The 15,575-nt window shown below is 62.1% G+C and carries 17 protein-coding genes; 12 read left to right on the top strand and 5 right to left on the bottom strand.

What is annotated here, in order from left to right:
• Positions 1 to 86: 86 nt before the first annotated feature.
• Both ABIB57_RS12325 and ABIB57_RS12320 read right to left on the bottom strand, forming a co-directional pair.
• Positions 87 to 818 carry a hypothetical protein gene (locus ABIB57_RS12325; protein ID WP_354041139.1) on the bottom strand — a complete coding sequence of 244 codons (732 nt, stop codon included), beginning with the start codon at positions 816 to 818 and terminating at the stop codon, positions 87 to 89.
• 519 nt (positions 819 to 1,337) lie between these two features.
• Complete coding sequence (locus tag ABIB57_RS12320; RefSeq protein WP_354041137.1) at positions 1,338 to 2,498, bottom strand: porin family protein; 1,161 nt, start codon at positions 2,496 to 2,498, stop codon at positions 1,338 to 1,340.
• Between the two features lie 175 nt (positions 2,499 to 2,673).
• Here ABIB57_RS12320 and ABIB57_RS12315 point away from each other — a divergent pair, with 175 nt between their 5' ends.
• Entirely contained in the window at positions 2,674 to 3,324 is a 651-nt protein-coding gene (locus ABIB57_RS12315) for a helix-turn-helix domain-containing protein (protein ID WP_354041135.1), read from the top strand.
• A gap of 49 nt (positions 3,325 to 3,373) precedes the next feature.
• Here the strand turns inward: ABIB57_RS12315 and ABIB57_RS12310 are convergent, their stop codons facing one another.
• Positions 3,374 to 3,700: a hypothetical protein gene (locus ABIB57_RS12310; RefSeq protein ID WP_354041133.1), complete on the bottom strand. Its 327-nt coding sequence runs from the start codon at positions 3,698 to 3,700 to the stop codon at positions 3,374 to 3,376.
• A 548-nt stretch (positions 3,701 to 4,248) separates the two neighbouring features.
• Here ABIB57_RS12310 and urtA point away from each other — a divergent pair.
• From urtA to urtE, 6 genes are all read left to right on the top strand, one after another.
• Positions 4,249 to 5,535, top strand: a complete 1,287-nt coding sequence (gene urtA / locus ABIB57_RS12305; RefSeq protein WP_502914390.1) for an urea ABC transporter substrate-binding protein — start codon at positions 4,249 to 4,251, stop codon at positions 5,533 to 5,535.
• A gap of 140 nt (positions 5,536 to 5,675) precedes the next feature.
• Positions 5,676 to 7,226 carry an urea ABC transporter permease subunit UrtB gene (gene urtB, locus ABIB57_RS12300; protein WP_502914389.1) on the top strand — a complete coding sequence of 517 codons (1,551 nt, stop codon included), beginning with the start codon at positions 5,676 to 5,678 and terminating at the stop codon, positions 7,224 to 7,226.
• Between the two features lie 175 nt (positions 7,227 to 7,401).
• Complete coding sequence (gene urtC, locus ABIB57_RS12295) at positions 7,402 to 8,742, top strand: urea ABC transporter permease subunit UrtC (RefSeq protein WP_354041130.1); 1,341 nt, start codon at positions 7,402 to 7,404, stop codon at positions 8,740 to 8,742.
• A 3-nt stretch (positions 8,743 to 8,745) separates the two neighbouring features.
• Positions 8,746 to 9,495, top strand: coding sequence for an urea ABC transporter ATP-binding protein UrtD (gene urtD, locus ABIB57_RS12290; protein ID WP_354041129.1), 750 nt, complete (start codon positions 8,746 to 8,748; stop codon positions 9,493 to 9,495).
• 68 nt (positions 9,496 to 9,563) lie between these two features.
• Complete coding sequence (locus ABIB57_RS12285; protein ID WP_354041127.1) at positions 9,564 to 10,082, top strand: hypothetical protein; 519 nt, start codon at positions 9,564 to 9,566, stop codon at positions 10,080 to 10,082.
• A gap of 9 nt (positions 10,083 to 10,091) precedes the next feature.
• Positions 10,092 to 10,793: an urea ABC transporter ATP-binding subunit UrtE gene (urtE, locus tag ABIB57_RS12280; protein ID WP_354041125.1), complete on the top strand. Its 702-nt coding sequence runs from the start codon at positions 10,092 to 10,094 to the stop codon at positions 10,791 to 10,793.
• Between the two features lie 58 nt (positions 10,794 to 10,851).
• On the opposite strand, the gene ABIB57_RS12275 is transcribed toward urtE, so the two are convergent.
• Positions 10,852 to 11,193, bottom strand: a complete 342-nt coding sequence (locus ABIB57_RS12275) for a hypothetical protein (protein ID WP_354041123.1) — start codon at positions 11,191 to 11,193, stop codon at positions 10,852 to 10,854.
• Between the two features lie 83 nt (positions 11,194 to 11,276).
• Here ABIB57_RS12275 and ABIB57_RS12270 point away from each other — a divergent pair, with 83 nt between their 5' ends.
• The 4 genes from ABIB57_RS12270 (at position 11,277) to ABIB57_RS12255 (ending at position 13,295) form a co-directional block, all read left to right on the top strand.
• Positions 11,277 to 12,116, top strand: a complete 840-nt coding sequence (locus ABIB57_RS12270; protein WP_354041122.1) for an urease accessory protein UreD — start codon at positions 11,277 to 11,279, stop codon at positions 12,114 to 12,116.
• Between the two features lie 50 nt (positions 12,117 to 12,166).
• Positions 12,167 to 12,469, top strand: coding sequence for an urease subunit gamma (locus tag ABIB57_RS12265; protein WP_354041121.1), 303 nt, complete (start codon positions 12,167 to 12,169; stop codon positions 12,467 to 12,469).
• Between the two features lie 63 nt (positions 12,470 to 12,532).
• Entirely contained in the window at positions 12,533 to 12,838 is a 306-nt protein-coding gene (locus ABIB57_RS12260; RefSeq protein WP_354041120.1) for an urease subunit beta, read from the top strand.
• A gap of 67 nt (positions 12,839 to 12,905) precedes the next feature.
• Positions 12,906 to 13,295, top strand: coding sequence for a hypothetical protein (locus ABIB57_RS12255; protein WP_354041118.1), 390 nt, complete (start codon positions 12,906 to 12,908; stop codon positions 13,293 to 13,295).
• 46 nt (positions 13,296 to 13,341) lie between these two features.
• Here the strand turns inward: ABIB57_RS12255 and ABIB57_RS12250 are convergent, their stop codons facing one another.
• Positions 13,342 to 13,725, bottom strand: coding sequence for a hypothetical protein (locus ABIB57_RS12250; protein ID WP_354041116.1), 384 nt, complete (start codon positions 13,723 to 13,725; stop codon positions 13,342 to 13,344).
• A gap of 126 nt (positions 13,726 to 13,851) precedes the next feature.
• On the opposite strand from ABIB57_RS12250, the gene ureC reads away from it, so the two are divergent.
• Positions 13,852 to 15,558, top strand: a complete 1,707-nt coding sequence (gene ureC / locus ABIB57_RS12245) for an urease subunit alpha (RefSeq protein WP_354041114.1) — start codon at positions 13,852 to 13,854, stop codon at positions 15,556 to 15,558.
• Positions 15,559 to 15,575 lie beyond the last annotated feature (17 nt).

Below are 15,575 nucleotides of genomic sequence, written 5' to 3'. Positions count from 1 at the left end.
GCATTGTCCCCTCCCCGGCGCGTTGACGCAAGCGCAACAAAAAGCCCCGGCAACCTGCCGGGGCCCGTTCGTCGGATTGTTGGCGCTTACAGCACGTAGAGCACCACCGTACCGTCGCGGCGCAGGTCAACCGCCACGGCGCGATTGATATCGGCCTGGCTGATTGTCCGGCTGCCGCACTGCTTCAGCAGGTTGCGCAGGTTGCCGATATCGCCCGCATAGCTGCCGAGCAACTGGTTTGCCCGGGTGGCGTCGCGCCGCGAGAGCAGGCTGGCCACGTTGGCAATCCCCGATGGCGGCAGGCAAACCGCATTGCCGGTGGCGAAGCGCAGGTAGGCGCGGTTTTCAAGCAGCCGAGCGAGGAAGGTGATCTTCGAGGAACCGCCAAAACCGTTAGAGCCATTGCTGCCCGACGAACCGTTCACGCCTATGGCGCCGGGCTGTCCAGGCGCACCAGGTTGACCAGGGGCACCGGGTTGACCGGGTTGGCCGGGCGTACCTGGGCCCCCCGGGTTCCCACGGGAGCCAGTCAGCACATTGACGTCCACCAAGTTGCCGCTGGTTCCGGCGCCACCCACATTGACGCCAGCGATACCCCCGCCTACGCCCACGTGGGCTAGGCCATTATTGCCCCCACCGCCCAGATTGACATCTGCCAGCGAGCCGGAGCCGCCACCACTGCTGCCGCCGATATTGACATTGGCCGCGGGGCTGCTGCCGCTACCGACGTTCACATCCAGTCCGCCATCGGAGCCGTTGCCCCCCAGGCCAACATTGACCAAACCACCGGAGCCCGCATCACCGGACCCGACGGTCACCAGTCCATTCCCACCGCTCCCGCTGATTATGCCTCCGAGAAGGCCTTGGGCGAAAGCAGGCATAGTAGAACCGGCAAGTAGAATGCCGGCAAGAATCGCTATTGTATTGCGTTTCATGGCAAATCTCCTGATCAACAACCTGAATGGCTGTTGATGGAGCAACCCGATCTCTGAGATTAAGTTTCGATCCGCGCATTATCATGGAGAACGCGAAAACAATTCAAATACTAAAAGTATATAAAAATTTATGACAGTCTATACTAGGTAAATACGTATGCCCTATTATGGACTCTGTTGGCAATAGAAAAAGGGCGCGAAACCGAAGTCTCGCGCCCCCATCGGCGACACCACAAAGGAGCGTCAGCCTCTGCGGCAGTCTGCCGATCGTCTGGCAGCCGGGAGGGTCACGGCCGCCATTCCTAAGCCGTCATGTCTGGAGTGCAACGACGGTTCGCAGCCTTAACGGCGCGCACTGGCAACAGTTCCTCCAAACGCGATCTGTGATCGACAGCACCGCACTTAAAGACTTCCGGTGACCGAAAGGGCGATGCCGGTCTTGTCATAGCTCTCGCCCGGATCGTCATGGTGAGCGAACGAAACCGTCGCCCCATAAGCCAACCGGGGCGACACGGCATAATGCAGGCCCACCGCCGCCGTGCGACGGGAGCGGATCAAGCTGGTGTCGTAGAGCCCCGCCTCCTGCCAGCCGCCAAGCTGAGCGGATAGCTCGACTTGCGGGGCCAGCGCTACCGTGGCGCCCAGATCGATCGCGGCCGTGCGCCCCGCCACGCCATCGAGCGGATCGGCCAACTCGACGCCGGTTGCGGTGTTGAGGGTCACGGTCAGCCCATCGGTGGGCACAAGGCTCGCCGCCACCGCAAAGTATGGCGAGGTGCGCCGCAGATCGGCATGCCCCTTTGGCCATACCAGATCGAAGCCGGCCGAGCCGCTCAGGGTGAGTTGGCCTGCGATGACCCGCAGACCCGTGCTCACCCGTCCGCCATCCGCCGGCGCCCGGAAGTACAGGAATTGGTCGAGTTCAGGGACCGTAGTGAACCGCGCTTCCATCCCCGCCAACGCCGCCATGGTCGGCGATATCGCCTTTTCCCAGGCAATGCGTGTCGTCACGGTGCCGACGTCGGCCTCAAGCTTCAGCGGCGGCAGCCCCAATCCAACCAGTTCGCTGTTCCCCTGCACGGCCCATAGCGCGGCGACATCCACCGTCACCTTTTGGTCCGGCCCGGTCACCACGAAAGTTCCGACGAATTCGTGATCCGTTTCCTCGCTGCGGATGGGGATGATGAACCCCTCGATATTGAGATCGTCGCCCGTCCAGCTTCGCGTCACCGCATAGCCGAGGCGCAGCTTGGCATCTGCCCCAAACGCCAGCTCGGCCTCGATACCACCAGCGACTTCGTCATCATCTTCAAAGGTGGTGTCCAGGAACCGCGTTTGCGTAATGCGCAGGGTGCCGCGCAAAAGCGCATCGCCCGCTACGCCCGTCAGCGATATTTCCTCGTTATGGGTCGCGTAAAAATCGCCACGCCCCGCCGCGCTGTCGGTCGCGTTCGAGGTCCAGCCGGTTTCCACCTGGCTGGTGATCGACAGCGGCGACTGTGCCGCCACGGGCCAGACCACCAGCGTCGCGATCAATACCGTCCCAGTCGCCCGCCTGATCATGCTGGTTCTCCTGCCTTGGACGCAGGATGGATGAGTTCAGTAACCAATATTTCACGTAGGCCCTACGCGCTCACCCTGATTTTTCCTGCTTAAAATTCACCATTAAGACGCGAGAACCGGCCCGTAAGTATTTGATTAACTATATTGTTCTTCCGGTTGCTGGGATTTTCGCAGCATGATGTTCGATCGCGATCACGCCATGGAAACCGAACTATGCTCCGCCTTGCGCGCCTGGCGCATCCGCTCGCGCTTGCGCCAGGATGCCATCGCCAAATGTCTTGGGGTGGCGCAAAGCCAGATCAGCCGGTGGGAAAGTGGACGGGACCTGCCGCGGCCGCACAATATCGAGGCCATCCGCCGCCTGGTCTGGGGCCCGGAAGCCGATCCATTGCTGGCGCTTCGCCACTTCGTGACCAATTCTACCCAGCACCTGCTGCTGCTCGATGATCAGCAGAATATCCTGGCACGCAGCATTCCATACCAGGCATCGCCAAACCCGCTCGATCGCTTCGGCTGGGTTCTGGACCCGGTGCGCAACCCGGCGTTTGCGCCCGCCCATCGGCGCTACCTGGAATTGCTGCAGAGCCCCGGCGGGGTTATCGGCATGTCGATTACCTTGCCCTTCGAGCATGAAGGCGAGGCCTGGTCTGCGGTCCTCGGCAATACCATTCACTCGATTGCCGGGGTCCGCGTTTGCCTTGCCGAACTCATTTTTGGTCCCGCCGTAAGCGAAGACCGCGACGTGCGCGTCCAGGAAGTTCGGCTCGATAGCCTGGGGGATACGCGCCGCAGCATCAAACTCTGGCACCAGCCCGGCCGTCTGTAACAGAAGGGGCCGCGCCAACTGGTGGCACGGCCCCTTGCTCGCAAACCGCCTACCAGCCGCGGCGATGGTTATTGTTCTGGGTCTGGTTCTGGCCGCCGAGACCCAGAATGCCGTTGCCATTGAGCACGCCGTTCAGCAGGCCCCCGCCCAGCAGGCCGTTGGCACTGCCATTGCCGATACCGGACAGGATATTGCTGTTATTACCGACGGCGACGGTATTGCCATTGAGCACGTTGATGTCACGCGTGGTCAGACCAACAACAATTCCAGTGATGTTGGACAGGATCGGCGCACGCTTGGTAAAGAACCCGCCGGCCTGGGCGCCCGATGTCAGCGCCATGACAGCAACGACCGATACTGCGATCAAAGTCTTCATTTTCTCAACTCCCGATTGCTTATGTCTTCTCGACGAAAGGAGAAAAACATCGAGCATCGGTGGCAGCAAGATTAACGCCCTATTTTATGCGTTCCATGCAAACTATGCATGGATTGGGCCGTCAGCGGTCGAAATTGGCGGGGTCAGGGCCCATATTTGGCTCGGCATCAACTGAATGAAGCCCCACGCCGTATGCGGGCGCGGGGCCGAGGTAGTCGGTGCAAACGACCTCTGCCGAAGAATTTCTTCGGTTTCCCCACGCTAGCTGATTTGCCACGACAGGTCACCTGCAACCGATTTCATCACGATTATCCGACCTCGACTTGCCTGCCCAAACATTAATCAGGCGTAAACACACCTGCCTAAAGAACCGGCAACCAGCTGTACTGTAGAGGCAGGCGGTTGGGCCCACCGTCTCCCTAAACCCCCTCGACCTCAATTGAATCAATCTATTAGCCCCCGCACTCAAGTGCTGGCACGGGCTTTGCAATTTGCTTTGCGGTGCAAACACCTAATCTGTCGGAGGGAATATGACAGTCGTAAACCGCATGATTGCGGGCCTTGGGCTCGGCGTGACGATGACTATGGGGGCGATGGCCATTCCGGCGATCGCTGCGGACACCATCAAGGTGGGCGTGCTGCATTCGCTGTCGGGCACGATGGCGATTTCCGAAACGACGTTGAAGGACACTATGCTGTTCCTCATCGACGAGCAGAACAAGAAGGGCGGCCTCCTGGGCAAGCAGCTTGAAGCCGTCGTCGTCGATCCTGCCTCCGATTGGCCGCTGTTCGCCGAAAAAGCGCGTGAACTGATCGCCGTCGATGGTGTTGCCGCCGTGTTCGGCTGCTGGACCTCCTCGTCGCGCAAGTCCGTGCTGCCGGTGTTCAAGGAACTCAATTCGATCCTGTTCTACCCCGTGCAATACGAAGGCGAAGAGTCCGAAAAGAACGTCATCTATACCGGCGCCGCGCCAAACCAGCAGGCCATTCCGGCCGTCGACTACCTGATGAGCGAAGAAGGCGGTTCGGTGAAGCGCTGGGTTCTCGAAGCCACCGACTATGTCTATCCGCGCACCACCAACAAGATCCTGGAGCAGTACCTCCTCGACAAGGGCGTTGCCGCCGAAGACATCAAGATCAACTACACCCCGTTCGGTTTCGCCGATTGGCAGACCGAAGTCGCTGCGATCAAGGAATTCGGCTCGGCCGGCAAGAAGACCGCCGTGGTCTCCACCATCAACGGCGACGCCAACACCCCGTTCTACAAGGAACTGGCCAACCAGGGCGTCTCCGCTGAAGACATCCCGGTCGTCGCCTTCTCGGTCGGCGAAGAAGAGCTGGCTGGTCTCGACACCACCAACCTCGTCGGTCATCTCGCCGCCTGGAACTACTTCCAGTCCGTCGATACCCCGGAAAATGCTGCCTTCATCAGCGAATGGCACAAGTATATCAAGAGCGACACCCGCACCACCAACGACCCGATGGAAGCCGCTTACCTTGGCTTCAACCTGTGGGTTGCGGCCGTGGAAAAGGCCGGCACCACCGATACCGATGCCGTGCTCAAGGCTATCGTCGGCCTCTCCGTGCCGAACCTGACCGGCGGCACCGCCACCGTCCTGCCGAACCATCACCTGACCAAGCCCGTGCTGATCGGCGAAATCCAGGCCGACGGCCAGTTCGAAATCGTCAAGCAGACCGCAGAAGTTCCCGGCGATGCCTGGTCCGATGTGCTGCCTGAAGACAAGGGCATCGAGGCCGACTGGACTGATCCGCTCACCGGTTGCGGTCACTTCGACACCGCAACCAAGACCTGCGGCGCCGCGCCTGCTTCCTGAGCAAGCCGCTAGCCGCGGTGAAGGCGGGTTCGCCCGCCTTCACTACCCTTCTCTCCCCAGCGATCGAGCGCCCGATGCCCATTCGTATCCTCAGACTGATCGCGGTCCTGTTCGCTCTCGCCTTATCTCCCCTGCCCGCCATGGCGCAGGCTCCTGATTTCGCCACCATGGTGGCGGCCCTTGGACAGGGCGGCTTTCCCGATCGCGAAGCGGCTATGAACGCCCTGGTCGCCACCGGCGACGAGCGCGTCCCGCCCATCCTACAAGCCATGAGCGACGGCACGCTCTATGTGCGCAAGTCCGACCAGCGCGTGCTGTTCGCCGCCAAAGCCGGTTCCGAATTCAAGCTGACCGATCCGGTGGACGGGGCCGATGCCGGCACCGCGACCAGCGCCGACATCGACAAGGTCAAGGTCAACAACGGCCTGCGCGGCAAGATCCGCACCGCCATCGGCACCATGACCCTGCTCAGCCCCGACAGCGCCAGCCGCCTCTCGGCCGCCCAAAGCATTCTCAAGAACGCCGATCCGGCCATGCTGCCGCTGCTCGATAGCGCACTCGCCGCCGAAACCGATCCCAAGATCAAATCCACCATGGACCTGGCCCGCGCCGTCATCGTGCTCAAGTCCGACGCCACGCTGGAGGACAAGCGCGCCGCCGTCGATACCATCGCCGCCCATGGCGATCAGGCCGCCCAAACCGTGCTGGTCAATGCCCTTGCCGCCGCGCCCGATGAACTCAAGCCCGTCATCCAGACCGGCATCGACGCCATTGGCCGCAACTTGCAGCTCTGGCAGGTCGCGCAAAACCTGCTCTATGGCGTGTCGCTGTCCTCGGTCCTGCTGCTCGCCGCCATCGGCCTCTCCATCACCTTCGGGGTCATGGGCATCATCAACATGGCCCACGGCGAAATGGTCATGCTGGGCGCCTACACCACCTTCGTGGTGCAGGAACTGATCCGCAATTTCGCGCCCGGCCTGATGGATTATTCCCTCGCCTTTGCGGTCCCCGCCGCCTTCCTGTTCACCGCCCTCGTCGGCATCGCCATCGAGCGCGGCATCATCCGCTGGCTCTACGGACGCCCGCTCGAAACCCTGCTCGCCACCTGGGGCCTGTCGCTGGCTTTGCAACAGGTCGTACGCACCCTGTTCGGCCCTACCAACCAGATGGTTTCGCCCCCAAGCTGGATGACCGGCGCCTTCGATGTCGGCGGCCTCTCCATCACCTGGAACCGCCTCTGGATCGTGGTGTTCGCAATCGCCGTCTTCGCCATCCTGCAACTGGTGCTCAACCGCACCGCGCTTGGCCTGCAGATGCGCGCCGTCACGCAAAACCGCCGCATGGCCTCCTCCATGGGCATCCGCACCCCGTTCGTGGATGCCATGACCTTCGGGCTCGGCTCCGGCGTCGCGGGCATGGCCGGAGTGGCGCTCAGCCAGATCGACAACGTCTCCCCCAATCTGGGCCAGGGCTACATCATCGATAGCTTCATGGTCGTGGTCTTTGGCGGCGTCGGCAACCTCTGGGGCACGCTGATCGGCGCGCTGATGCTCGGCGTCGGCAACAAGCTGCTCGAGCCGCAATTCGGTGCCGTGCTGGGCAAGATCATCATCCTCGTCCTCATCATCCTCTTCATCCAATGGCGCCCGCGCGGCCTCTTCGCGCTCAAGGGCCGGTCGGTGGAACAATGATGATTTTCCCGCACTCAGCGAAGGCCCCCTCACCCGACGCTTGGCGTCGACCTCTCCCCCCAGGGAGAGGTGGCGCATGGGCACGATCTTGCTTCTTCCTCACCTCTCCCTTTAGGGGAGAGGTCGGCCGCAGGCCGGGTGAGGGGGCCTCCCTTGCTTTAGAAGGTGCCGCAGCATGATCACCCAACTCATCCTCCGCGCGCTCGACAAGAAGGCCATCTGGCTCGTCGCTGTGCTGGCGATCATCGCCATCGGCGTTCCCATCCTCAATCTGGTGGTCCCAGAGGGCAACCCGCTCCACATCCCCAATTACGCCGTGCCCCTGTTCGGCAAGTATCTAAACTACGCCATGCTGGCGCTAGCGCTCGACCTGGTCTGGGGCTATTGCGGCATTCTCTCGCTCGGCCACGCCGCGTTCTTCGCGCTCGGCGCCTATGCCATGGGCATGTACCTGATGCGCCAGATCGGCGCGCGCGGGGTCTATGCCAATCCCACCCTGCCCGATTTCATGGTGTTCCTGAACTACAAGGAACTGCCCTGGTTCTGGAATGGCTTCGACATGTGGTGGTTCGCCTTCGCCATGGTGCTGATCGTGCCGGGCCTGTTGGCCTTCGTCTTCGGCTTCCTCGCCTTCCGCAGCCGCGTCACCGGCGTCTATCTCTCGATCATCACCCAGGCCATGACCTATGCGCTTCTGCTCGCCTTCTTCCGCAACGATCTCGGCTTTGGCGGCAATAACGGCCTGACCGATTTCAAAGACATCTTGGGCGTTAACGTCCAAGCCGCCACTACCCGCGCCGCCCTGTTCGCCGCCTCCGCCTTCGCCCTGGCGCTGGCCGTCATCATCTGCTCGGCCATCGTCAATTCCAAGCTCGGCAAGGTCATGGTCGCCGTCCGCGATGCCGAAAGCCGCACCCGCTTCCTCGGCTACCGCGTCGACAACGTCAAACTCTTCGCCTTTGTGGTCTCGGCGGTCCTCGCCGGCATCGCCGGGGCGCTTTACGCTCCCCAGGTCGGCATCATCAATCCCAGCGAATTCGAACCGGGCAACTCCATCGAGGTCGTCATCTGGACCGCCGTCGGCGGTCGCGGCACCATTGTCGGCCCCATCATCGGCGCTATCGTCGTCAACCTGACCAAATCGATCTTCACTTCCGGCTCGTCTTACATCGCGGCTGGCTTGGTCATCCTGATCTTCTCTGGCATCGTCGCCGTCGCCAGCGGCTGGACCAAGGGCCTGATCGTCATCGCCGCCTCGGTCGCCATCCCGGTGCTCTATGGCCTCTATCAACTGGCCCTCTACGGCAGTTTCAAGCTGCCGGCTCTGTCCGATGTTTGGCTCTACGCCCTAGGTGGCCTCTTCATCTTCACCACCCTGTTTCTGCCCAAGGGCATTGTCGGCCTGATCGCGCAGTGGCGCACCATGACCACCAAGCGCGAACAGCACGATCGCAACGCAACTTCGCCAGCCGAAGTCGAAGCCGGCGTCGATCCGCAACCCAATCCGGCGGAGTAGCACATGGCTGATAAGACCGGCACCATGCTCTATCTCGACGGCGTCTCCGTCTCGTTCGACGGCTTCAAGGCGATCAACAAACTCTCCATCATCGTCTATCCCGCCGAAATGCTGGCCATTATCGGCCCCAACGGCGCCGGCAAGACCACGATGATGGACATCATCACCGGCAAGACCCGCCCCGATGACGGCGAGGTGTTGTTCGATGGCCGCACCGACCTGACCAAGCTCGACGAAGCCGCCATCGCCAACCTGGGCATCGGCCGCAAGTTCCAGAAGCCCACCGTGTTCGAAAGCCAGACCATCTGGGACAACCTGGTCATGGCCCTGCGCAAACCACGCGGCGTGTTTTCGGCGCTGTTCTATTCCATGAGCGCCGACGACGAGGCCCGCATCACCGAAATCCTCGAGACGGTACGCCTGCTGGGCCGCAAGGACGACCTGGCCGCCAATCTCAGCCACGGCCAGAAACAGTGGCTCGAAATCGGCATGTTGCTGGCGCAGGACCCCAAGCTGCTGCTGGTCGACGAACCCGTCGCCGGCATGACCGACAGCGAAACCGTCGAAACCGCCAAGCTGCTCAAGGACATCGCCAAGACCCGCTCCGTCGTCGTCGTCGAACACGACATGAGCTTCGTCCGCGACCTCGGCTCACGGGTGACTTGCCTCGCCGAAGGCTCGGTGCTGGCCGAGGGCACGCTTGACCAGGTCAGCGCCAATCCGGTGGTGATCGAGAGGTATCTGGGGAGATGACGGCCCACCATTGCCACCGCGATGATTTGATGGAAGCTTGCAACCACAGTCGTTTAGGTGGAAATCACATGCATATTATCGCATTTCTTGGCGTGGTTATTGGCGCCATCGGTGTTTGGTATTGGCGCTTCAAGGCCATGCGGGACGTCGGCAGCGACGTGGTCGATGCGGTCGGCCGTGCCCGCGGTGCCTATCGCATGCACAATTTCAGGAAGAAGGCCGAAAGCTCCGTGCTGGCCAGCGTCGATGACCCTGCCCTCGGCGCCGCCATCTTCCTCTTCGCCCTCGCCAATGAGGCGGACAGCGCCGCCCATCTCGCCGGCCCAGAAATTCGCCGGCAACTCACCAATATCGTACCCGCCGACAAGATGGACGAATTCATCGCCTATGCCGAATGGGCTGCCAAAAGCGTGATCGATGCCCGCGACTGCGTCCGGCGCTTTCGCCCACTCTGGCTCGATAACCTGACCACCGGCGAGCGTATGGAACTGCTGGACATGGCCCAGGCCATCGCGGCCCTCACGCCAAACCGCACACAGACCCAAACCCTTGCCATCGAGGCGCTCGATACCGCGCTCACCAAGTAAAGGCATTGCATGACCGCCCTCTCCGTCCAGGCCATCGACCTCCACTACGGCGCCGCGCAGGCCCTCAAGTCCGTGTCGCTGGAATGCAGACCCAACCGCATTACCGCGGTGCTCGGTCGCAACGGCGTCGGCAAATCCTCGACCCTGCGCGCCATCACCGGGGTCCACAACATCACCGCCGGCGACATCACCTTCGGCGAGGAAATCTTGCGCAAGGCCCCACCCTACAAACGCGCCCGCATGGGCCTTGCCTATGTGCCGCAGGGCCGCGAAATCTTCCCGCTGCTCACCGTGCGCGAAAACCTGCAGACCGGCTTTGCCAGCGTCCCGCGCGTCGACAAGAACATTCCGCCCTATATCTTCGAACTTTTCCCCGTGCTGAAATCCATGCTGAACCGGCGCGGCGGCGACCTCTCGGGTGGCCAGCAGCAGCAGCTCGCGATCGGGCGTGCCCTGGTCACCCGACCCAAGGTCCTGGTGCTCGACGAGCCAACAGAAGGCATCCAGCCCTCGATCATCAAGGATATCGGCCGTGCGTTGCAGTTTTTGCGCGATGAAAAGGGAATGACCATCCTGCTGGTCGAACAATTTCTCGATTTCTGCCGTGAAATCGCCGACGACATCTATGTGATGGACCGTGGTGAAATCCAGCATGCAGGGCCTGCGAGCGACCTCGACCTGCCTGAAGTACGCCGCCACCTGATGGTGTAAATACGAAAAAGCGCCCGGCCGAAGCCGAGCGCTCATGGAAACTCTAATGTATAAGCAGTTACTTGGTCAGGCCAGCGGCGGTGCACTGTTCAGCGGTTATGGTGTCAAGATCGATCGACTTGGTCGTCGCTGCGGCCAGTTCGTCGACCTTTTCAACGCCACCAGAAATGCTCGCATCCGTTGCAGCGGCAGACGAGTCGGTGCTGTCAGCAGACATTGCGCCGCCGCCCAAGGAGTCGTTTCCAGTAGCCATTGCGATCTGGTCGCAACGAGCCTGCACGGCTGGCAGATCAGCATCGGTCACCGAAGAGGCACCAACCATAGTGTCAGCATAGGCGGCGCCGCCAAACAGAAGAGCCGAACCCATAACAATAGCGCAAGTAACGGTTTTGAAGGTCATTTTAATAGATCCTATCTTTGTTGTAGGGTGACGCTGAAAAATCTTTGTCGGGTTCAAAACGTACGGAATGGGCATAGGTTCCCATGACTATCGCACAATCCGCAGCATCAGTGTTTCCACTTGCTTCCATGCAGCGGGCCCGTGGCGTCGGCCGTATCGCCACCAAGCTGCGCGATGGCGTCACCGTCATCGACACGCTCTATCAGGATGGCTGCGCTAAAATTCGCCTGCCCCACACCCACAGTTCCGCGCTCGAAGCGGTCCTGATCAACACAGCCGGCGGCCTGACCGGGGGCGACCATATGCAATGGGGCGCCGACGCCGCGCCCAACGGCAAGATGGTGCTGACCACCCAGGCCTGCGAGCGCATCTACCGCTCCACCGGCGCCACCGCCCGCGTCGAGACCCGCCTCACCGTCGGCGCCAATGCGCATCTCGATTGGCTGCCGCAGGAGACCATTCTGTTCGAGGCCAGCAAGCTCGACCGCCGCATCGATATCGACCTGGCCGATGGCGCCAGCCTCACGGCCATCGAGGCCGTCCTGCTCGGCCGCGATGCAATGGGCGAGCTGGCTAGCGACGCTTACCTGCGCGACAACTGGCGCATTCGCCGCAATGGACGCCTGCTCCATGCCGAGGCCACGCTGCTGACCGGCCAAGGCAGCGAGCGCATTGCCGCGCCGTTGCTCGCCGGCGCCCGTGCCTTTGCCACCATCCTGCATATCGGCCCCCTCGCTGCGCGCCGGCTGGAGACGGTCCGGGCGCTGATGCCCGCCAACGGCCTCATTGCCGCCAGTGCCATTGGCGAGCGTCTTGTGGTGCGCGCCATCGCCGAATCCGGGCTTGCGCTGCGCCGCATGATCGTCCCAATTGTTGCCGAACTGTCGGGCGCGGGCAGCCTGCCCCGCCTCTGGCATCTCTGAGGGAAGATCGGTCAGCGCTGATGACCCGGCCAAGATTTAGGAAAAACTGAATGAACCTGACGCCGCGCGAAAAAGACAAACTGCTGATCTCGATGGCCGCCGTGGTCGCCCGCAAGCGGCTGGAACGCGGCGTCAAGCTCAACCATCCCGAAGCCATCGCGCTGATCACCGATTTCGTGGTCGAAGGCGCCCGCGACGGTCGCCCGGTCGCCGAATTGATGGAAGCCGGCGCCCATGTCATCTCCCGCGACCAGGTCATGGACGGCATTGCCGAAATGATCTCCGACATCCAGGTCGAAGCCACCTTCCCCGACGGCACCAAGCTGGTGACTGTCCACGAACCCATTCGGTAAGAGCATGATCCCAAAAAGTGCCTACCGGTTTTTGGACAAGATCATGCGCAAAGGAAAAGTCTTATGATCCCCGGCGAAATTTTCCCCAAATCCGGCGATATCGAGCTCAACGTTGGCGCGCCGCAGCTCACCATCGAAGTCGCCAACACGGGCGACCGCCCGATCCAGGTCGGCTCGCACTACCATTTCTACGAAACCAATGCGGGCCTGCGCTTTGATCGCGAAGCCACCCGCGGCATGCGCCTCGATATCGCCGCCGGCACTGCGGTCCGCTTCGAGCCGGGCCAGGCCCGCGACGTCAATCTGGTGCCGCTCTCGGGCACCCGCACCGTCTACGGCTTCCGCGGCAAGGTCATGGGAGCCCTATGATAGTCTTGGCAGTGCCTCTGCAAAAATGCTCAAAGACCGGCTTAGCCAATAAGCCGGGACGCTTCGCATGACCAAAGAGCAAGATTTCAAGAGCCGCTTCGCCACCGTGCTGCAGGATTTGCAGCAGGACGGCAGCAAGGACCCGCAGGCCATGTATCTGCTGGGCAGCCTCGCCTCCGATCTGAGCAATGATCTGAAGCGGAAGGACTGGACCGAGGCCAAGCAGGTCATCACCCCGGCGCTCTACGATCAGTTGCTGAAAAAGTTCGAGCACGAAGGCAGCGAGCATCACGCCGCCGGCCGCGCCATGCACGCCTACGCTATACAGGCGCTGGCTGTTTCGCTCGTCGCCGGCACGCAACGCAAGGACCCCGCCATGCGGGAGGGCGAGCAATTGCTCGATGCTCGCATCAACCACGCTATTGCGCTCTATCGCGCCCAGCCCAAGCCCAACTAGCGCAATGCTGCAGGATCGCGTCCAGCGTCAGCATCCTGCGGCACGTCTAGCCGCGATCGTCCAAGTAGACGACGATCGAGCCATCGACGTTGCTTTCCATGGCAACGACGTCATCAATGGAGTAGCCGCCGGCGTCGAGCTTGGCCTTGACCGCGGGATTGTCCGTAATCGAAGCGTGCAGCGTCGCCAGTTCGTCCTTGTCTTCGGTCACGTCAAGCGGCGTTGCATTTTCCGGCAACTCGGACAGCAACACGATCTGTACGTCGGTTTTCGCATCGGTCGTCCCCAGTTCGACCGGCGCTCCGCTTTCCACCGCGATGGATGGTGCATTCGGGTCCTGGGGCGGCGCGGGGGGAGTAGCCGCGTCCTGTGCAAATGCCGTGCTCATCAGCAGTCCAGCCGCCAGCGCGGTGATGATCATTCTGTTCATGAAAAGTCCTTTCGAGCTGCCCAAATCAGCCCCCGCCCGATCGCTGCACCAACGGGCCCGCGCGGCGATGGTTGCGCCCCGCCTCTCAATTCCCCGCCTACCTTTTCCATCTGACGGAGCCGCCCCATGCCCGCTCGCATTTCCCGCGCCACCTATGCCGACATGTACGGCCCCACCACCGGCGACCGCGTTCGCCTGGCCGATACCGATCTCATCATCGAGGTGGAAAAGGACTTCACCACCTATGGCGAGGAAGTCAAATTCGGCGGCGGCAAGGTGATCCGCGACGGCATGGGCCAATCGCAGGCCACGCGGGCCGAGGGCGCCGTCGATACCGTCATCACCAATGCGCTGATCGTCGACCACACCGGCATCTATAAGGCCGATATCGGCCTGCGCGATGGCCGCATCCATGCCATCGGCAAAGCCGGCAATCCCGATACCCAGCCCGGCGTCAACATTATCATCGGGCCATCGACCGAGGCCATCGCCGGCGAAGGCAAGATCATCACCGCCGGCGGCATGGACGCCCATATTCACTTCATCTGCCCCCAGCAGATCGAAGAAGCGCTGATGAGCGGCATGACCACCATGCTGGGCGGCGGCACCGGCCCCGCTCATGGCACGCTGGCCACCACCTGCACCGGCGCCTGGCACATCGGGCGCATGATCGAAAGCTTCGATGCTTTCCCGATGAATCTGGCGCTCGCCGGCAAGGGCAATGCCTCCCTCCCCGCCCCGCTGGTCGAGATGGTGCTGGCCGGCGCCTCCTCGCTCAAGCTGCATGAGGACTGGGGCACCACCCCCGCCGCCATCGACAATTGCCTTTCGGTTGCCGACGACTACGACGTTCAGGTGATGATCCACACCGATACGCTCAACGAAAGCGGCTTCGTCGAGGACACCATCGCGGCCTTCAAAAACCGCACCATCCACGCCTTCCACACCGAAGGCGCCGGCGGCGGCCATGCCCCCGATATCCTGCGCGTCGCCGGCCTGCCCAACGTCATTCCATCATCGACCAATCCGACGCGGCCCTACACGGTCAACACCATTGCCGAGCATCTCGACATGCTGATGGTTTGCCATCACCTGTCGCCGTCCATCCCCGAGGACGTGGCCTTCGCCGAGTCGCGCATCCGCAAGGAAACCATCGCGGCCGAAGATATCCTGCACGACATGGGCGCGCTTTCGATCATCTCGTCGGATAGCCAGGCCATGGGCCGCGTCGGCGAAGTGATGATCCGCACCTGGCAGACCGCCGACAAGATGAAAAAGCAGCGCGGCCGCCTTGCCGGCGAAACCGGCGACAACGACAATTTCCGCGTCAAGCGCTACATCGCCAAATACACCATCAACCCCGCCATCGCCCACGGCATGAGCCAGCACATCGGCTCCGTCGAAGTCGGCAAGCGCGCCGACCTCGTGCTCTGGTCTCCCGCCTTTTTCGGCGTAAAGCCCGACATGGTCATTCTCGGCGGCTCCATCGCCGCCGCCCCGATGGGTGATCCCAACGCCTCGATCCCGACGCCGCAGCCAATGCACTACCGTCCCATGTTTGCCGCCTTCGGCAAGCTGCGCACCAATTCCTCGGTCACCTTTATCTCGCAAGCCGCCTATGACGACGGCCTGCGCGGCAAGCTGGGCGTCGACAAGCAACTGGTGCCGGTCAAGAACACCCGCAACATCGGCAAAGCCTCGATGATCCACAACTTCGCCACACCGGTCATCGACGTGAACCCCGAAACTTACGAAGTCCGAGCGGATGGAGAATTGCTGACCTGTGAACCAGCAACAGTCCTGCCGATGGCGCAGAGGTACTTCCTGTTCTAGGGCCATGATGAGTCGCC

Origin of the sequence: Devosia sp. UYZn731 (assembly GCF_040546795.1) — a bacterium.
GTDB lineage: Bacteria > Pseudomonadota > Alphaproteobacteria > Rhizobiales > Devosiaceae > Devosia.
The sequence above is the reverse complement of the archived record's forward strand: the minus strand, read 5'-3'. Positions and strand labels throughout refer to the sequence as shown.